This is a genomic window from Nocardia sp. CA-084685, from assembly GCF_050955785.1.
In the GTDB taxonomy this organism is placed as follows: Bacteria; Actinomycetota; Actinomycetes; order Mycobacteriales; family Mycobacteriaceae; genus Nocardia.
On the sequence record NZ_CP192094.1, the window covers coordinates 8,065,873 to 8,085,016 of the forward strand.

General features: G+C 66.0%; 13 protein-coding genes and 1 pseudogene. 6 read left to right on the plus strand and 8 right to left on the minus strand.

Annotated elements, in window-relative coordinates; all coding sequences use genetic code 11:
* The first annotated feature begins 84 nt into the window (after positions 1 to 84).
* Positions 85 to 579 (plus strand): transcription elongation factor GreA, encoded by a 495-nt coding sequence (gene greA, locus ACQP2U_RS36005; protein ID WP_433711609.1) that lies wholly within the window; start codon positions 85 to 87, stop codon positions 577 to 579.
* A 155-nt stretch (positions 580 to 734) separates the two neighbouring features.
* Here the strand turns inward: greA and ACQP2U_RS36010 are convergent, their stop codons facing one another.
* Positions 735 to 1,880 carry a cystathionine gamma-synthase gene (locus ACQP2U_RS36010; RefSeq protein WP_433711610.1) on the minus strand — a complete coding sequence of 382 codons (1,146 nt, stop codon included), beginning with the start codon at positions 1,878 to 1,880 and terminating at the stop codon, positions 735 to 737.
* 100 nt (positions 1,881 to 1,980) lie between these two features.
* Here ACQP2U_RS36010 and ACQP2U_RS36015 point away from each other — a divergent pair, with 100 nt between their 5' ends.
* Together ACQP2U_RS36015 and ACQP2U_RS36020 are read left to right on the plus strand one after the other, a co-directional pair.
* Positions 1,981 to 3,156: an acyl-CoA dehydrogenase family protein gene (locus ACQP2U_RS36015; protein ID WP_433711612.1), complete on the plus strand. Its 1,176-nt coding sequence runs from the start codon at positions 1,981 to 1,983 to the stop codon at positions 3,154 to 3,156.
* Between the two features lie 452 nt (positions 3,157 to 3,608).
* Positions 3,609 to 4,130 carry a DUF4254 domain-containing protein gene (locus tag ACQP2U_RS36020; protein ID WP_433711613.1) on the plus strand — a complete coding sequence of 174 codons (522 nt, stop codon included), beginning with the start codon at positions 3,609 to 3,611 and terminating at the stop codon, positions 4,128 to 4,130.
* Positions 4,131 to 4,137: 7 nt separating this feature from the next.
* Here ACQP2U_RS36020 and ACQP2U_RS36025 read toward each other — a convergent pair whose 3' ends face one another.
* On the minus strand, positions 4,138 to 5,520 hold the full coding sequence (locus tag ACQP2U_RS36025) for a cystathionine beta-synthase (RefSeq protein WP_433711614.1): 1,383 nt from the start codon (positions 5,518 to 5,520) through the stop codon (positions 4,138 to 4,140).
* Positions 5,521 to 5,614: 94 nt separating this feature from the next.
* Here ACQP2U_RS36025 and ACQP2U_RS36030 point away from each other — a divergent pair, with 94 nt between their 5' ends.
* Positions 5,615 to 6,088 (plus strand): hypothetical protein, encoded by a 474-nt coding sequence (locus tag ACQP2U_RS36030; RefSeq protein WP_397037049.1) that lies wholly within the window; start codon positions 5,615 to 5,617, stop codon positions 6,086 to 6,088.
* Positions 6,089 to 6,344: 256 nt separating this feature from the next.
* Here the strand turns inward: ACQP2U_RS36030 and ACQP2U_RS36035 are convergent.
* From ACQP2U_RS36035 to eccD, 4 genes and pseudogenes are all read right to left on the minus strand, one after another.
* Positions 6,345 to 6,522, minus strand: a pseudogene (locus tag ACQP2U_RS36035) (radical SAM family heme chaperone HemW); the annotation flags it as partial.
* 87 nt (positions 6,523 to 6,609) lie between these two features.
* The gene (gene eccCa, locus ACQP2U_RS36040) at positions 6,610 to 10,680 is read right to left on the minus strand and encodes a type VII secretion protein EccCa (RefSeq protein ID WP_433711615.1); all 4,071 of its coding nucleotides are present in this window, start codon (positions 10,678 to 10,680) and stop codon (positions 6,610 to 6,612) included.
* 3 nt (positions 10,681 to 10,683) lie between these two features.
* On the minus strand, positions 10,684 to 12,087 hold the full coding sequence (gene mycP, locus ACQP2U_RS36045; protein WP_433711616.1) for a type VII secretion-associated serine protease mycosin: 1,404 nt from the start codon (positions 12,085 to 12,087) through the stop codon (positions 10,684 to 10,686).
* A 14-nt stretch (positions 12,088 to 12,101) separates the two neighbouring features.
* Entirely contained in the window at positions 12,102 to 13,574 is a 1,473-nt protein-coding gene (eccD, locus tag ACQP2U_RS36050) for a type VII secretion integral membrane protein EccD (protein ID WP_433711617.1), read from the minus strand.
* A gap of 117 nt (positions 13,575 to 13,691) precedes the next feature.
* Between eccD and eccA the strand changes: the two genes are divergently transcribed.
* Positions 13,692 to 15,500 carry a type VII secretion AAA-ATPase EccA gene (eccA, locus tag ACQP2U_RS36055; RefSeq protein ID WP_433711618.1) on the plus strand — a complete coding sequence of 603 codons (1,809 nt, stop codon included), beginning with the start codon at positions 13,692 to 13,694 and terminating at the stop codon, positions 15,498 to 15,500.
* A 28-nt stretch (positions 15,501 to 15,528) separates the two neighbouring features.
* Here the strand turns inward: eccA and eccB are convergent, their stop codons facing one another.
* Entirely contained in the window at positions 15,529 to 16,971 is a 1,443-nt protein-coding gene (eccB, locus tag ACQP2U_RS36060; protein WP_433711619.1) for a type VII secretion protein EccB, read from the minus strand.
* A 95-nt stretch (positions 16,972 to 17,066) separates the two neighbouring features.
* Here eccB and eccE point away from each other — a divergent pair, with 95 nt between their 5' ends.
* Positions 17,067 to 18,791: a type VII secretion protein EccE gene (eccE, locus tag ACQP2U_RS36065; protein ID WP_433711621.1), complete on the plus strand. Its 1,725-nt coding sequence runs from the start codon at positions 17,067 to 17,069 to the stop codon at positions 18,789 to 18,791.
* 60 nt (positions 18,792 to 18,851) lie between these two features.
* On the opposite strand, the gene ACQP2U_RS36070 is transcribed toward eccE, so the two are convergent.
* The gene (locus ACQP2U_RS36070) at positions 18,852 to 19,142 is read right to left on the minus strand and encodes a WXG100 family type VII secretion target (protein WP_433711622.1); all 291 of its coding nucleotides are present in this window, start codon (positions 19,140 to 19,142) and stop codon (positions 18,852 to 18,854) included.
* Between the last annotated feature and the right edge of the window lie 2 nt (positions 19,143 to 19,144).

The window sequence follows — 19,144 nt, forward strand, 5'->3', positions numbered from 1 at the left end:
TGGTGCGTGCCCGCCCCCTGTGGGCACTGCAGCGGATCAGGGAACCCGGCCTCGGTCGGGAACAACTACTAGGGAGTGATCGAGATGACTGAGACGCAAGTGACTTGGCTGACCCCGGAGTCGCACGACAGGCTCAAGGGTGAACTCGACGCGCTCATCGCCAATCGTCCGGTCATCGCCGCCGAGATCAACGAGCGCCGCGAAGAGGGCGACCTCAAGGAAAACGGCGGATATCACGCCGCTCGTGAAGAGCAGGGTCAGCAGGAGGCGCGCATTCGGCAGCTGCAGGAGCTGCTGAACAACGCCAAGGTCGGCGTTGCGCCCACCAAGGCCGGCGTCGCATTGCCGGGTTCGGTCGTCAAGGTCTACTACGACGGTGACGAATCCGACACCGAGACCTTCCTCATCGCGACCCGCGAAGAAGGGCTCAACGATTCCAAGCTCGAGACCTACTCGCCGAATTCGCCGCTCGGTGGCGCGCTCATCGATGCGAAGGTCGGCGACACCCGTGAGTACACGCTGCCCAACGGCAAGACCATGAAGGTCACGCTGGTCAGCGCCGAGCCGTACCACAGCTGAGCGCGGGTCGGGACGAACTCGGCCCGAGCCGAATCCGCCCGAAGCCGCCCCACAGCCAGACAAGAGCGGCCGCGCCCGGATAGTCCGGATGCGGCCGCTCTTTGTGCTGACAGTCGGGGTCATCGCATTCGCCGCGGCGCCCCGACCTGGTTCCATCAGTTCGCCAGTGCCTGTTCGACGTCGGCCAGCAGATCGCTGACGTCCTCGATGCCGACCGAGAGTCGCACCAGATCGTCGGGCACCTCCAACTGCGTGCCGGCGGTGGAGGCGTGCGTCATGGCGGCCGGATGTTCGATCAGCGATTCCACGCCGCCGAGCGATTCGGCGAGGGTAAAGATCTTGGTGCGCGAGCAGAACTCGTGCGCCGCATCCTTGCCGCCGCTGAGCCGCACCGAGATCATGCCGCCGAAGCGCTTCATCTGCTTATCGGCGATGGCGTGGCCCGGATGCTCGGCCAGGCCGGGATAGATGACCTGCGAAATGGCCGGATGCCTGGTCAGGAACTCGGCGATGGTCTCGGCGTTGTCGCAGTGCCGATCCATCCGCACCGCGAGGGTTTTGGTGCCGCGCAGGGTGAGATAGGCGTCGAACGGGCCGGGCACCGCACCCGCACCGTTCTGCAGGAAGGCGAATGCCGCATCGAGTTCCGGATCGTTGGTGATCAGCGCACCGCCGACGACATCGGAGTGTCCGCCGAGGTATTTGGTGGTCGAATGCGTGACGATATCGGCACCGAGCAGCAGCGGCTGCTGCAGGTACGGTGTGGCAAAAGTGTTGTCCACCACCAGTTTCGCGCCCGCGATATGCGCGACCTCGGCCAGCGCCGGAATATCGCCGATGCTCAGCAGCGGGTTGGTCGGTGTTTCGATCCAGATCAGCTTGGTGTTCGGGCGGATCGCGGCGCGCATCTCGTCGACGTTGAATACGTGCGCGGGCGAATGCTCGATTCCCCACTGGCTGAAGACCTTGTCGATCAACCGGAAGGTGCCGCCGTAGGCGTCGTCCGGGATGACGATGTGGTCACCGGGGCGCAACGTCGCCCGCAGCGCACAGTCGGTGGCGGCCATGCCGGAGGCGAATGCGCGTCCGTAGCGGCCGGATTCGAGCGCGGCGAGGTTCGCCTCGAGCGCGGTCCTGGTCGGGTTGCCGGTACGGCCGTACTCGTAGCCTTCGCGCAATCCGCCCACCCCGTCCTGGGCGAACGTCGAACTCGCGTAGATGGGCACGTTCACCGCACCGGTCCGCGCTTCGGGTTCGTATCCGGCGTGCACGGCTCTGGTGGAGAATCCCAGCTCGGTCATGGGGTCAGCCTAACCCCGGGCGATCTGCGGGCTATCGACTGGATCACCCGTTGTGCCCGATCCCGGTTTTCGGCGCGGCGACCGGCGGTAGGTTGAGCTCATGCTGAGCGTTGATGAACTATTCGCGATCGATGCCCTGTTGACCGAGGACGAGCGCGAGATCCGCGATACCGTCCGCACGTTCGCCAACCATAGGTTGCGGCCGCAGATCGCGGAATGGTTCGAGTCCGGGACGTTTCCGGCCCGTGAGCTCGCGCCGGAACTGGGCAATATCGGATTGCTCGGCATGCACCTCGATGGCTACGGATGCGCGGGACTGTCGGCGACCGCGTACGGTCTGGCCTGCCAGGAGCTCGAGGCGGCCGATTCGGGTGTGCGCAGCATGGTTTCGGTGCAGGGTTCACTGGCCATGACCGCGATCCACAGGTTCGGCTCGGAGGAACAGAAGCAGCAGTGGCTGCCGGATATGGCGGCCGGGCGCGCGCTCGGCTGCTTCGGACTCACCGAACCGGATTTCGGCTCGAATCCGGGTGGCATGCGAACCAGGGCCAAACGCGACGGCACCGACTGGGTGCTCAACGGCTCCAAGATGTGGATCACCAATGGGTCGGTGGCCGATATAGCGGTGGTGTGGGCGCAGACCGAGGATGAGGGCAAGCAAGTGGTGCGCGGCTTCCTGGTCCCGGCGGGCGCGCCCGGATTCACCGCGCGCGAGATGCATCACAAATTGTCGCTGCGCGCGTCGGTGACCGCGGAGCTCGACTTCGACGATGTGCGGCTGCCCGCCGATGCGGTGCTGCCGCAATCGCGCGGGCTGAGTTCCCCACTCGCCTGCCTGAGCGAGGCGCGCTTCGGCATTATCTTCGGCGCTCTCGGCGCGGCCCGCGACTGCCTGGCCGCGACCATCGAGTACACCCGGACCAGGGAGGTATTCGACAAGCCGCTGGCCGCCTACCAGCTGACCCAGGCGAAGCTCGCGGATATGGCGCTCGAGTACGGCAAGGGCCAGTTGCTCGCGTTACAGATCGGCCGGTTGAAGGATCGCGGCGAGGTGCTTGCCGAGCAGATCAGCGCGGGCAAGCTGAACAGCACCCGGGAGGCCATCGCCATCGCGCGCGAATGCCGGACCATTCTCGGCGCGAACGGCATCACACTGGACTATCCGGTGCTGCGGCATGCGAACAATCTCGAGTCGGTGCTCACATACGAGGGCACGGCGGAGGTGCACCAGTTGGTACTCGGAAAGGCGCTCACCGACTCGAATGCGTTTCGGTAGGAGTCCTATTGTTCGGGCGGCCGCTTGGATGAAAACGCCACAGTTTCATAGCTGCTGGCCCTGGTTGCTGACATAAGCAGGTGCTGTCACTCATCCCCGCGTTTCCCGATGGGCAACGCGCGGACTTCAAGCCTGATTTCGAGCGGCCGACCCCCGCCACACCGGACTTACACCGCTATGCTCCCCTGCCGAACGCTGACCACTCCCGCGCGGCAAATCACGCGAATCCCCGTGCGCGACTGGCATATTCACCATCGCAGACTGGTCGCCCTTCTTTCACAACCCGGATTACACCGCGTAGAGAACATTGTTACTGCCTGTCATCGTGGTGCCATCTCGACGTCACCGAATTGCCAAGGAACGAGGCGCAAGCTATATCGCATCGAAATGTCCCTGGAGGTATACGATGCACGCGCTCTTACCCGCCGCCTCGAACTCGTTGGGAGCCAGCCATGTTCGTGCGCAGTAGCGCCCCGATCATCCACGGCGCGCGAGCACTGCCGGATCAACGCGAATTGGTCGCCGCCTTCGGCGGACATCCGGTCGAGCCGGGGCAAAATCATCCGCTCATTCCGCTGGCACACGCACTCGCCGACCTGCACCGGCAGCGCCACGACGATCCGCTCGCCACCGCCGGAATAGATTGCCGCCGAGCCGAACTCGTCTCCGCCATCGACACCTGGGTGATCAGACGAGTGCCGCAGCGGCAGTCGACCGCGCAAATCCGCGCCGAATCCATCGGCGCGACCATGGATCGAATGGCCGCCGCCTACGTCCACGCCAGCCACCTACTGCACACCGCCGAAAAAGTCTCCGACGATCGCGTCCACGCCGCCTGGTACCGCCTGGCCCAACTCGCCGACCACTGGACCGACCTCACAATCGGCGCCCCCAACGCCGCACCGCGTGAGATCAAGATCAGGTGGCTCTGGTGGCGTGGTCTTCTCGCTCGGGCCGCCACAGCTTCCACCTGATCTTGATTCAGATGGAGCCGGTGCTGAGGAAGCCGAGGAGGTCGTGGCGGGTGATTACGCCTACGGGCTTGCCGTCTTCGACGACCATGAGGGCATCGGTGTCGGAGAGGGCTTTGGTGGCGGCTGAGATGGGTTCGCCGGAGCCGATCAGCGGGAAGGATGGACTCATGTGCTTGGCGACTGAGTCTGTCAGCTGCGCGCGGCCTTCGAAGACCGCGGACAATAGGTCCCGTTCGGTCACGCTGCCCGCGACCTCACCCGCCATTACCGGCGGTTCGGCGCCGACGACCGGCATCTGCGAAACCCCGTACTCGCGCAGGATCTCGATCGCATCGCGCAGAGTTTCCGAGGGGTGGGTGTGCACGAGATCCGGCAATGCGCCCGACTTACCGCGCAGCACATCGCCGACCAGGGGCTCCGCCGCGCCGTCCATCCGATCACGCAGGAAGCCGTAGGAGCTCATCCACTGGTCGTTGAAGATCTTCGACAGATAGCCGCGGCCGCCGTCGGGCAGCAGCACGACCACCAGCGCATCCGGATCGCGGCGGGCGACCTCGATGGCCGCGATCACCGCCATACCGCAGGAGCCGCCGACCAGCAGGCCCTCCTCGCGCGCGAGCCTGCGGGTCATATCGAAGGAATCGGCATCGGAGACGGCGATGATCTCGTCGGGCACGGCCGGGTCGTAGGCCGATGGCCAGAAGTCCTCACCGACACCCTCGACCAGGTACGGCCGACCGGTGCCGCCGGAGTACACCGACCCCTCGGGGTCGGCGCCGACGATCTGCACCTTGCCGCCGGAGACCTCCTTCAGATACCGACCGGCGCCGGTGATGGTGCCGCCGGTACCGACGCCTGCCACGAAGTGGGTGACCTTGCCGTCGGTATCGCGCCAGATCTCCGGTCCCGTGGTCTCGTAGTGGCTGTCCGGACCGCCGGGGTTGGAGTACTGATCCGGCTTCCACGCGCCGTCGATCTCGCGGACCAGCCGGTCGGAGACGCTGTAGTAGCTGTCCGGGTGATCCGGGGGCACCGCGGTCGGGCACACCACGACCTCGGCGCCATAGGCGCGCAGCACGTTGCGCTTGTCCTCACTGACCTTGTCCGGGCAGACGAATACGCACTTGTAGCCGCGCTGTTGCGCGACAAGCGCGAGTCCGACACCGGTATTTCCAGAGGTCGGCTCGACAATGGTGCCGCCGGGCCGCAGCGCGCCGGAGGCCTCGGCCGCCTCGATCATCTTCACGGCGATGCGGTCCTTGGAGCTACCGCCCGGATTCAAATATTCGATCTTGGCCGCGACAATGCCGGCGTTGGAGCCCACCACCGAGTTCAAGCGAACCAGCGGCGTATTGCCGATGAGGTCAACGACGTGATCAGCGATGCGCATGCCCCTATCGTTGCAGAAGGAGTCGGTATCGGTGCGCGCGCGTCCAGCGCGACAAATGGCACATGACGGCGGTCACTTCCCTAGGATCGCAAACATGAAGCAGCCGAACATCGCTCGCGTCGCGACAGTTCTGGCCGGAGCGGCAGTGGCCGCCGGAGTCGTCGGGGCCGGGCCAGCCAAGGCCGCGACCGTGCAATTCCCGCAGGTGCCGACACTGGCGCATGGCGGCCTGTGCTGGACCACGATCCGCACCTGGGCCGATACCAGTGCGCAGTGGCCGGGCCGGGCAGTACTCAATGTGCGCGCGGATCCGGCGATGGGTCTGGGACCCGGTGACTATCCACTGGCTCCGCTGTGCGAGGTCTACACCACCGTCGCCTGGCGCAACCTGAACACCGGCGCCACGGGCAATTACGACAACAACGTGGTCACCGGCCTCTACGGCAGCATTCAGTACGCCCTGTTCCAGGACACCGGTCCCGGCCGCGTCGAGGTCACCGTCACCACCGACACCGCCAGCGTCCCCGCGCACGCGTGGTTCGACGTTCCCGGCGACCCACCCGTCTGAGCCGCGCATCACGAATTCTGCGCCAGCCCTGATGGTGCGTACCTCGGGGACCGTCGGGCCGTGAACCGACACACCGCCCGACACCGCGGCCAGCGCTGCCCACCACGATCGACCGGATTGCTGCCGCGAACTGTCCCCCAGCGCGGCCGGAATTTGCGGCCGGCGCTGTCACAACCTCAGCGCTCATCAGATCCCAGATTCGAAGATTGTCACCGACGGCGCTACCGCGTTGCCTCCCTGAGCGTCAGGCGGATGTCGACATTGTCGCCCGCTCGGTGTAGCGCTCCGCAACGGTGAGCGCCTCCCATCCCGCAGCAGGAAGACCACCGTGGGAGACCCGTTCGGCATAGCGGCCCCGGATGCTTCACATTCCACCATCGAACCCCGCCCATATGGCTGTGCGCACCGGGGCCCGCGCCAAGCCAGTCGCCACCCGCTGATGTTCGCCGCCGGCGCGGTGATCGCGGCGGGCTGCCTGGCGGTGGTGCTGGCCAACTACCGCGACTCCCCCGCCTGAGGCACTACACCGGTGGGAGGTAGGCCACCTGAATCATCTCGTTGCCGCCTCGGGTCACGAGTGTGCCCCGCCCCGCGGGCAACTTCGTCGACCGGATATCGCCGATGATCTTGCCCTCGTCCTTGGGAGCGCTCATCATCAGCGCGTCGACGGACAGATCCTTCATTCCGCCGAGCACCTTGTCGTACAGTGCGCGCGAGGCGCCGCCGGAGCGACGGGCCACGATCAGATGCATTCCGACATCGCGCGCCTGCGGCAGGAATTCCAGCAGCGGCGCCAGCGGATTCTCCGCCGTGGCGACCATGTCGTAGTCGTCGACGACGATGTAGATCTCCGGCCCGCTCCACCAGCTGCGCTCGCGCAGCTCCTTCGGGGTGATATCCGAGCCGGGAATCCGCTTGGACAGATAGCGCGCGACCTCTTTGATCATGCCGACCGAGGTCTGCGACGAGGTCGAATATCCGGCCAGCTGCTCCCCTTCGATGACCCCGAGCATGGTGCGCCGGTAATCGATGAGGATGACCCGCGCCTGCTCGGCATTCGCATTCTCGACCACCCCCATGACGATATTGCGCAGCATCGTTGTCTTCCCGCATTCGACATCGGCGAACACCATGAGATGCGGCTGCGCGCCGAAATCCAGGACTACCGGCTGCAATTCGGATTCGTCGATTCCGACGACGACGCGGGTCGGCCCGAGCTCGATGCGCTGACGGCGGGCGGTTTCCATTACCTGTTCGCGCGGAATCTCCATCGGGAGCATGCGCACCTGCGGGGCCCGCCTGCTGCCGTAGAGCTCGTTCAACTGCCGTTTGGCCTCGCCCACCCCCTCCGAGAGTGTTTGCGCGTCGGAGTCGGAATCCAGCCGGGGCAGCGCGATCAGCATATGCAGGCTGTCGGGTGTCAGTCCGCGGCCCGGACGGCCCACCGGGACGAGCACGGCTGTGCGGCGGTCCATTTCGGAATCACTCGGATCACCGAGTCGCAATTCGAGGCGAGTACCGATGAGATCCCTGACGACAGGCCGGATCTCGGCCCAGCGGCCGGCGGCGAGCATGAGATGGATGCCGTAGGACAAACCGCGAGCAGCCAGTGTATTGAAAGCCGGTTCGAGTATGTCGAATTCGTCGCGGATGGTCGCCCACCCGTCCACCACGAGGAACACATCGCCGAACAGATCCTCCGACAGCGGATCGGCCGCACGTTCGGCCTCCGGGAGCTGGGCGAGATAGGCCTTGCGCTTGCGGAATTCGGCGATCGACTCGATGCCGAGCGCGCGGAAACGCTCCTCACGCTGATGCAAAAGCGTATTCATCTCGGCGATGGTGCGCCGGACCCGATCGACCTCCAACCGGCCGGCCACCGAACCGACATGTGGCACATCGGCGAGACCGGACAGCGTGCCACCGCCGAAGTCCAGGCAGTAGAACTGGATCTGTTCAGGGGTGTGGGTGGCCGCGGCCGCCATGATGACGGTGCGCAGCGCGGTGGATTTGCCCGACTGCGGTCCGCCGACCACGGCCAGATTGCCCTGTGCGCCGGCCAAATCGATCATCAGTACGTCACGACGCTGCTCGTAGGGCTTGTCGATGACACCGATCGGCATCCAGAGCTGACCGTGCCGGTTGACCGGCGACTTCCAATCCGGATCGGGGAGCAACATATCCACCGAGGGCGATTCGTCCAGCGGCGGCAGCCACACCTCGTGCGCCGGCCGTCCGTGCCCATTCAGGCGTGCGACAACCACCTGAAGCAGGGTCGCCGGGACGCCGCCCTCCCCCTGTCCGCCGATCGGCTCCGGCAGCTCCGCCTCGACGGCACCGGGCGGGGGTGGCAGGGCCGGAAGCCCGCGCGGCCCGGCACTTTCCCGGCGGGCCGGCTGCTCGGGTGCCTCGACCTCCGATGCGGTGAAGATCAACGGCACCTGTCCGCCGATTTCCCGGCCGCCGACCTGCTGAGCGCCCTGCGGCGAGACATACGGTCCCGAGACGTAGGCCGCGTTGAAGCGCAGGGGATCGTCCGCGTCACTCTTGAGATAGGCCGAACCGGGCACGCTGGGCAGGTGATAGGCATCGGTGATACCGAGCACCGCGCGGGACTCATTGGCCGAGAAGGTACGCAGACCGATGCGGTAGGACAGGTGACTGTCCAGTCCGCGCATCTTGTTCTCCTCGAGCCGCTGCGAGGCGAGCAGCAGATGCACCCGCAGCGAGCGGCCGAGGCGGCCGATCATCACGAACAGATCGGCGAAATCCGGCTTCTGCGAGAGCAATTCGGAGAACTCGTCGACCACGACGAACAGTGCGGGCAACGGATCGAGCTGAGCGCCCGCGACGCGCGCCTTCTCGTATTCGGTGACATTGGCGAAATTTCCCGCCGAGCGCAGCAGTTCCTGACGGCGGTTCATCTCGCCGGACAGCGCGTCCTTCATGCGGTCGACCATCGAGAGTTCGTCCTCGAGGTTGGTGATGACCGCGGCGACATGTGGCAGCGAGTCCAGGCCGAGAAAGGTCGCACCACCCTTGAAGTCGACCAGAACCAGATTCAGTAGATCCGGAGAATGCGAGGTCACCAGCGACAGCACCAGGGTGCGCAGGAACTCCGATTTACCGGAACCGGTTGCGCCGATGCACAGTCCGTGCGGTCCCATTCCGTTCTCGGCGGACTCCTTGATATCGAGTTCGACCGGAGTGCCGTCCGGGGTTATCCCGATGGGCACCCGCAGGCGCTCGCGGTCGCTGCGCGAACGCCACACCACCGCCGGATTGATCTGCGCGGCATCGGGAATCTTCAACAGCGACATCAAACCCGCCACCGCGCGGGTTTCGTCGCCGAGGCTCACCATCTGCGCCGCGGTCGCGATCCGGTAGCGAGACAGAGCTCGGGCCAGGGCAGCGGCCTCGGGCACCGTGACGGTATCCGCGGTGGCGAATTTCTCGATACCCGCGGCCGATTTGGCGGCCACCATGCCATCACCGACGACCAGTTGCAGTCCGCGGCGCGCGGCGAGCCCGGTTTGTGGCGCGGTGAGGTCGAGCACGGTGACCGAGTCCAGGCCCGAGTCACTGACGATACGTTCGCGACCGCTGACGAATCCGTCGTCGATGATGACCAGCAGATGGACGCGTCCCGCCGTCGGCTGCGCATTGCGCATGAAACGGCCGCGTTCGATCAGTTCGGCGGACATGGCGGTTTCGAGTTCGGCCAGCGACTGGTACATCATGCGCCGCGAGCCGAGTCCGTCCCGGTCGACCGGATGTTGCAGGTGCGGTAGCCATTTGGCCCAGGACCAGGCTTCACTGTCGGGGTCGGCGCAGATGATCGCCACCGCGGTGTGATCGGGACCGTGTGTGGTGGCGAACTCCATCAGCATCGACCGGACCAGCATTCTGGCCTCGTCGGCATCACCTTCGATATTGATCGCGGGGAAGGCGCGCAGCGAGATCGCGGTGGGCAGGTTGTGCACCACCGAGTGGGTGCGGACGAACCGGCGCAACGCCACGGTCGATACCGGTTCGAGATCCTCGAGCGGACCGGTCTCGGGACGGGCGAGTTTGGTCGCGAGCCGGTGGCTGCCGGAACCGACGCGCACATGCCCGAAATCCGGGTCACTGGGCCGGCGTTCCCACATCCGGCGGGTTCCGGAGATCGATTGCAGATCCGCCGGCTCCGGATGGCTCCAGACCAGCGCCGCCAGCTGGGACTTACCGGTCTCCCGCACATCCGCGCGCACCTGGTCGAGGTAGCGGAAATAGTCCTTGCGCTCCTCATTGAGTTCGGCGGCCTTCTTCGTCCCGCCGCCACCCCGGAAACCCGCCACCATGCCGACCATCGACATGAGCATCATCATCGGGAACATCATCATGAACGGATTGGCCAGCAGGTTGCGGCCCATCATCACCATCATCGCGATCATGCCGACCACCGCGACCACCATGACCACCGGCATGAGCTTCATCAGCAGCCCGGTCGGCACCGGCCGCGGGATCTCCGGCGGTGCCGACAGTGCGACCTCACCACCCGGCGGGCGAGGCGGCGCGATACGCGGGCGGCGCACAAATCCTTCGGTAACCATGTCCTACAGTCCTTCTCGGTCTTCTTCCGCCGGATCGACGCGATTGCGTCGTCCACGGAACGGAATCGACAGCGCGAAGCCGATGGTGAGCAGTGCCAGCAGAACCAGCGTTCCGATGATCGCGACCCGGCCGGGCACCGGATCGACATACGGCGGTGGCGCCGGTGCCGGCAGCGCTCGCGCCGCATCGGCGCCGGCGGCGATCGGCTGTGCGGGTAGTTGTGCGGTGAGCGCGGCGAGCGGGTCGATCAGCCCGGCGCCGAGCCGGTCATCTCGGCCCGGGCCGGGTTGCATCGCCGTGCGGGTGATTCGATCCATCACCTGCTGGGCCGACAGCTGCGGGAATCTGGCCCGCACCAATGCCGCCAGCCCGGAAACGTAGGCGCTGGAAAAGCTTGTGCCGGCGATGGATCCGGTGCCCTCGCTGGTCTGCACGGAGTCGACCACACCGGCCGCACCCGGTTTGCTGTCGAGGGAGACAATGCCCCGGCCGGGTGCCGCGACACCGAGCCAGGGGCCGTGGATGGAGAAATCCGACGGCTTCCCATCGGGGTCCACCGAGGCGACCGACAATACATAGGGGGTGAACCAGGCTGGGCTCACCACGGTCTTCACCGCGCCCCAGCCAGTGCCGTCGTTCTGCGCGGCGCATGCACCGCCCTGCTGGATATTGCCGGCGGCGGTGACCACCACCACATTGCGGTCGTAGGCGTATTTCACCGCGGCGCCGAGTGCCGCATCGGCGGGATCGGACCCGCCTGCGGCACAGGCGACTTCGGAAATATTGAGCACGGTCGCGCCCATATCGACCGCGCGGACGACGGATGCGGCCAGAGTCAACACATTGCCGTAACCGGCCGAGGCGATCTTGCCCGGTTCGTCGCCACGACCTCGATCCTTCGCTTCGAAGGCCAGGCTCAACTGCCGGATCGCGAGAATCTCCGCATCCGGTGCGACCCCGGCGAATCCGTCCTCCGGGCTGGGTTGAGCGGCGATCAGGCCGGCCACCAGGGTGCCGTGGCCGTCGCAGTCGTCGGTGCCATCCGAATTCGACACGAAGTCCCCGCCCGGCTGCACGGCGCGCAGGCGTGGGTGGCGCCGCACGCCGGTGTCGATCACCGCGACCTTCTGGCCGGCACCGCGGCTGAACTGCCAGGCGGCGGGCAGGTCGAGCAGCCGCTGTGGTTGCGGCGGATCACGCGGTGGGGCGCCGGCGAGTTTCGGTTCGGCGCACACCGAGCGCTGTTCGGTGGCTTCGGGTGGTCCGCCCCCACTGGCCGCTATCGCCGCACCGAGCGCACCGCCATCGATGACGGGCGGCCCGGCGGCGAAGGCCGGAGCGGGAAACCCGATCGTGGCGAGAGCGAGCAGCAATATCGCTCCGGCCAGTCTTAGCACAAGTCGCATGCGAGAACCTCGGGTCACAGATTCCGAGCGGCCGAGTACAGATCCATGATCCACAGCGCCAGCGGGATGATGGCGACGATCAGGAGATATTCGAAGATCTCGCCGGCCCTGCGGACCACCGGCGAGAACTCGGTGTGCGGTGCGATGACACCGAAGGCGATCATCGCCGCCGAGACCGCCAGCACGATCGCGGCGATCGGCACCAGATACGACGATTGCCCGAGCCCGGCGGTGACCAGCGCCGCGAGCAGTGTGACGGCGCCGCCGACGATCAGCGTCCCAGCCTGGACCAGGTCCGCGAACGATCGCCCGCGCAGGCACAGGATCAGTCCGACGACGACCGCGAGCGCGACACCCTGCCATCGCGCGGACCCCAGCTGATCGGCGGCGAGCACCGCGGCGAGAAAGGCCGCGAGCGTGCTGGCGAGCAGCTGACCGGATTGATAGTGGTTGGCGGCGTTGGCCCGCAGTTCGAGGCCCGCCGCCGACGGCAGCGCGGTCGCACCGATGGCGCCGATATCGGCGATTGTCGGCCGCGGTTCGTGATCGGCCGGGTCGATCGCGCCGCCCGCGGTCGGAACCGGCGGCACCGGCAGTCGCGCGGCACCGACCGCGAGCCGTGGCGCCATGGTGATGACGATCAGTGCCGCAACAAGTACCCCCGCAGCGATCTTCGGTGTGCCGGCGTCCCACACCAGGCGAACCAGCGCCGCGCATCCACCGAACAGTACGAAGGTGGTCACCGTCGCGCACAGCATGGCACCCACACCGGTGACGCTGTAGGCGATCACGGCGACGAACAGTGCTGTGGCACAAGCCAACAGCAGATGCGGACTGCCGAGATCACCCGGCACGAACAGGGCCGCCGACGCGGCGCACAGCAGTGTCGCGAACAGCGACAGCATCATCGCGGTCACCCGGGCCGCGTATTGGCGGATCGCGATCACCGCCGCGACGACGGCGGCGATACCGACACCGAGCGGGAGAAATCCGAGAAAGCCACTGGTGCCGTCCTGTTTGGCCACCACCAGCAGCCCGATCGCCGCCAATATCCCGGCCAGCGCGGTCATCAGCCCCGTCCAGCGGGCCGCGACCGGTGACCAACCGCGGAACGACTCCGAGGTCAGCCGGGACACCGCGTCGATGACATCGTCGAACAGCGCCGGGGATTCCTTCGCCGTCACCGAGCGCAGCACAAGCAGTTCACCATCAAAAATCTGTGCGTCGGTCAAGGTTTGGTTCGGCGGGATCGGATCGTGCCCAACCCTGGCAAGAGTCCAGTGCTCGGTGCGCAGCGGGGCGCCCTCGTCATCCGCGGCGAGATCGGGTGTGCGAGATTCGATCAGTCCGACCACATCGGTGATGAACGCGGCGATCGGAACGGTCGCGGGCAATCCCATGTCCAGCTGGGTATTTCCACCGATGATCGACACACGGCACAATTCCGGATCCGCGGCTCCCACGCTCCCGGTCGAAGGCTCCCTCACGAGTCTGCAGGCTCCTCATTCACGCTCTCGAGCAGGATAAGGCTCTCAATCTATACCTGCGCCTGTCGTATGCTGAGCAAATCTCGTCCGCATCGCACGCTTTGGGGGCTCTCCCATATGACTGACAATCGCCAAGCACAACGCGCTTTCGACGCCGGCGTATTGTCGTTGGGCCTTGCCATCGACGGCCAGGAATCCGCCCGTGACCTGGAATATGCCCAGCTCGCGTTCACCCGGGCAACCGAATGGGACCCCGACATGTGCGATGCGTGGCTGGGCCGCGCGGCGGCCGGGGAGGTCACTCGCGAGGTCATTTTCAACCTCTACAAAACATGTTCGACTTCCCTGTTCCGGGAACAACGCCGTCTCGGTTTGCGTCCCCGCGAGCTCGCCGGCCGCTTCGTGATAGGCCAGTACATCGACTATCCGCTCGCCAGTTTCGTCGAGATCATGGTGGCACAGGCGGCGACGTTGATCGCCGACGGCGACTACGACGAAGCCGAGCGGGTACTCGACGACCTCGCCCGGCATCGCAAATCTCAACTGTCCCAAGAGGATCGCTCGGCCGACGACCGCATCTGCGCATATGTCCGCGGCTCGCTGCACTATCAGACCCAGCGCTGGCCCGATGTGATGACGGTACTGGCCGGCTCCGCGGAGTGGGACGACCCCTATATGGCCGCGGCCGCACATGTGATGGTCGGCACCGCCTGTGCCCAGCTGGGACTGTTCGGCGAGGCCATCCGCCGTATGGAGCAAGCCGAGCAGGGCCCGATCCCCGCCGCCGCGGTCGCCGCTCGATTCTGCCGCGGCCTGTGCCTGCGCGAAACGGGACATGAAACCGAGGCACAGGCATTGTTCGAGAAGGTGTTCTCCGAGGCTCCGGATTTCGAGGCCAATGCGCAGGCGATGCGGGACCGCAGGTATCGCATCACGACCACCACCCAGGAACGGATCGACGCTCGCACCAACCGATGGGATCCGTCCTCGGCACCGTCGGCCGAGCAGATCGATCGCGAGGAGCGCGACGACAAGGCCAAGCTGATTCTCGATGCCGCGCGCACGGAACTCGACGAACAGATCGGCCTGTCAGCGGTCAAGACCCAGGTGGCCAAACTGCAGGCCACCGCACAGCTGGCGAAGATCCGCGCCGGCAAGGGGATGGCCAGCATGCCGCGCGGCCAGCATCTGGCCTTCACCGGCCCGCCCGGAACCGGCAAGACGACGGTCGCCCGCGTGGTCGCCAAGATCTATTGCGGGCTCGGCCTCTTGAAGAGCGACTCGCTGGTGGAGGCCAAGCGCGCCGACTTCGTCGGCGAGCATCTGGGCAGCACGGCGATCAAGACATCCAAGCTGATCGACAGCGCGATGGACGGTGTGCTGTTCATCGACGAGGCCTACACCCTGGTGCAGTCCGGTCTGCAGGGCGGCGACGCCTTCGGACGTGAGGCGATCGATACCCTGCTGGCCCGTATGGAGGACGATCGAGACCGCCTGGTGGTCATCATCGCCGGATACGAGGGCGAGATCGATCGGCTGCTGGCGGCCAACGACGGTCTCGCCTCCCGGTTCGCCAAGCGGGTGAAGTTCGATTCCTACACACCGGACGAACTGGGCGAGATCGGGGAATACATTGCGCGCAAACGAGATTCGTCGATCACCGATGAGGCGCTCGACCTACTGGTCGAGGCGTGCACCGAGCTGTACAACCGCCAGAGTACCGACCAGAACGGGCAACCGCGCCGCGGCATCGACCTGGTCGGCAACGGACGTTTCATCCGCAACCTCATCGAATCGGCCGAGGAGGAGCGCGAATTCCGGCTGGCCAATGACGAGACCCTGGACCTGACCGATATCGACGAAGCGGTCCTGATGCGCATCGAGGCGGCGGATATGCGCAACGCACTCGCGAATATTCTGGGCTAGCAGGGTAGTCGGCGCCGTTGCCGGGACCTCACAAAATGTCGTGACTCACCAGGGCCTGCTGGGCGGACAGGGTCGGCCCGGGGACCAGCTGACCGACGATCGGCCACGGGGCCGGCAGCGGCTTGTCCGCCAAACCGAGGATCTTTGCCGTTTCGGCGTCGGGGATGCCATAGCGAACACCGTTGTCGCCCACATAGAACAGCGTGCCGCGACGCTCGCTGTCGGAATCGATCGCGGCGGCTTGAATGAACTCCCCGGTGCTCGGGGGTATGAAGGCGGCATCGAGGCGGTCACCGATACCATCGGCGGTGGTGAGCTCGACCGGAATCGACGACTTCGCCAGTGGCAACTCACGTCCCGCGAGCACCGTCACCACCGCCCCCTCCCCCGCGGCATTCGCCGTCCAGGACACACATCCGACCGGCGCCTTCTCGGCGGAGACGATCACCGGCGTTTGTTTCGGGAAGTGGTCGACCGGAAGCACCGTGAGCAGCGCAACGCCGACCAGCCGGTCCGGCGGCACGGTCGTGATCTCGCTCATTCCCTGGGAATTCGCGTTGCGGATCATCTCGGCGGCGAACGGCGACACCCGCTGTACCCCGGCGGAGAGCACGACATACAGCGCATCGGAATCGACCCCGCGCACCCGGATGACACCACCGACCGGAACATCGGACAACCGGCCAGGACCGGGCTCACCGATTCGGTCGATCGGCCGGGGCGGTGTCAAAGCCGGTACCTCGATAGTGACATTCAGCAGGCCGGCACTGATCGGCCTCGGCGCAACGTTGCCCGCCCCGAGTGCCCTGGCCACGATCGAATCGTTCAGGTCGACCTCAGCGCGCTTGCCGTCGAAGATCAGGAAGTTCTTTCCGTCCCGGGTCGCCAGTAGTGCCTGCGCCGGATTCAGCGGCCGGGCAGCGGTTTCCGCTGACGTGTCGAGTCCACCGGCGATCACGGTCGATTCCGCGCCCGAGGCCCTGGTGACGCTGCCCGCCGACGACAACGGCACGGCATCGCAGAGCGTCCAGGTCGGCCGGTTGCCCGCCGAGGATCCGGGCAGCGTCGCCGGGGCGCCCGGGATCCCGAGCAACGGACCGCGCGGCATACTGCCGAGTTTGGACTCCTTCACCGAGGTCGGCGTCTCGTTGCTCTGGGTGATCAATCGGGCCGAAGCCAGATTCAGTACCGGATGCAACGTGTTGTCGACGACCACGTACAGCGCGCCGTTGTCCTTGGCCATCACGATCTTCGCGTCGCCGATGGAACCCTGCGGACGCAGGAACGACAGGATCGCCGCGCCCGCGATGATCAGGATGCCGAGTACCGCACTCACGATCAGCGAGCGCGACTGCGACCGCATCGGATCGTGCAGCATACGGACGTCCCGGCGCACCAGCGCGTGCTCATAGCGGCGCAACAGGAACCGGTACCCGTTGACCTGGGCACGTGTAGTCAGCTGGGCCGGCACGATTCCTCCGAAACAGATCTGGGGTAACGAGGGGATATACCCACCTGAGGTGACTACAGTAGCGAAGCCACCGACGTTCGGTCCATGATGAGCGCATGGCGACGACGACTGCCGGCCCCGCGGCGCAACCCGCTGCCCCACCGCTGAGTTCACCGCAATTCTGGTTGTTCCGGGTGCTGCCGCTACACTTGGTGGTTCCCGTACTTCTGGTCGCGATCGCTGTCGCCTTCGCGGTAATCGCCTGTGGCGCACCCTGGTACGCGGCAGCCGCCAGTGGTGTGGCGGTCGCACTGATCGGGCTTGTGCGAGTGCGCGGCACCTGTGCGGCGGCCTCCCTCGCGGACGCATTCGCTTTCCGCTGGCATTCCCAGCGTTGGGGATCCAACACCCAGCACACCCCGTTCGACGTACCGGCCCCCGACAGCGGGAGTTACGGTATGCGCTGGGATGGTGCCCGGTTGATCACCATGTTGCGCATCGACGCGCCGCCGCAGAATGTGACACTGCTGAGCCCGAGCGGCCTGAATACCGGCGAGATGGTGCCACTGCCCGAAATCGCCCGCTGCCTGAGCCAATTCGATATCGACCTCGACTCGATCGACGTGATCACCACCGGTTCGCGCACTTCCGATGCCGGCCGGGTGGCCCAGCTGTACGAGCAGATCCTGGGCCCGCTGCCCGCGGTCGCGCACCGCACGGCATGGGTGGTGCTGCGGTTCGACCCGCTGGCCAATGCGCCCGCGATCGACCGTCGCGGCGGCGGCCCGGCCGGCACATTGCGGTCCGCGATCGTCGCGACCCGGCGCGTGGCCAACCGCCTCGCGGCCCGCGATCTGACGGTGTCGGTGTTGTCGGCGACCGAGATCACCGCGGCCGTGCACCAGCTCACCTTCAATGCCGACCTCACCCGGCTCGACGAGACCGCGCACAGCGTCGAGCACAACGGAATCCATTCCGCCACTTACCGTGTGACTCCCGAAGCGCTCGGCCCACGCGGACTGGCGGAGGTATGGGCGACCCCGAGTCTGGCGACCACCGTCACCCTGCGGCTACGTCGCGCCACCGGCACTCCGACCCACCGGGCCGATCGCGGACCGGCAACCATCTCGGTGTCGGCGACGGTGCGTTTCGATGCTCGCGATCAGCCGGCCAAGGTATCGAGTCCAGGTCTGGTCGCCCTGTCCGGTAAACACCGTCGCGCCATGCTGGATCGGCTGCCGATCAACGTCCAAGGGCCCGCACTGCCGATCGAGAGCTATCTGGGAACGCCGGATTCGCTGGCCGATCTGTTCACCCCGATCGCCGGATGCGGGCAGATCGTCGGCGCTGATTTCTCCGGACAGGGCGTCGCATTGCCGCTGGTCGGTCAGTACATCCGCAGGGTCGAGATCATCGGATCGCTGCTCATCGTGAAACAGGTGATTCTGCGCGCGATCGCGCTGGGAGCGACCGTCGTCGTGCACACCAATCGCCATGAGGCCTGGCGTGCCATGGTGGCGAGAGTCGATGCACCACAGGCACTGTCGCTGGCCGGATGGTCGGCCAGTTCACAGCAGGCGAGTTCGTATCGATCGGCGACGGTAATCGTCTACGACGGTATCGTGCCCTCCACGCATCATTCCGACGCGACCGTCATCCTGTTGCGCCCGCAGGGAAGTCACGGAATCGAGAACTTCACCGCCGACATCGTACTGACCGAGGATCCACAGACGGCGAATCTGGTCACCGTCCACACTGCGACGGAGCAGACCTCGGTCCACATGGTCGCGACTCCCGCAGAGATGGAGTATCTCGATACCGGAATGGTTATGGCCTACTGACAGAACAACGCCACCGGCCCGTGCACGCGATCGCACACGGGCCGTTCGGAATCGACGCGACTACATCCCTTCGAAACTTTGGTAGATCTTCTGGTCGGCATGCTGCGCATTGCCGAGCGCCCGATCGACCGCATCACGCAGATTTTCGAGCTTCGTTGCGGTGTCGGAGAACTCGGTCTCCCAGTTCTTGTGCGCCTTGCTGAATGCGATGGCCGAGTCGTTGTCTTCCCAGCCAACTTTGATCAGTTTATCCGCGGCCGACTCCAGGTGCGCGATCTGGGTGTGCAGGTTCTTGTAATGCTCGTCGAGCTGTCCCAGCAGCGGGACAAGGAATTTGGGGTCGTAAAGCATGT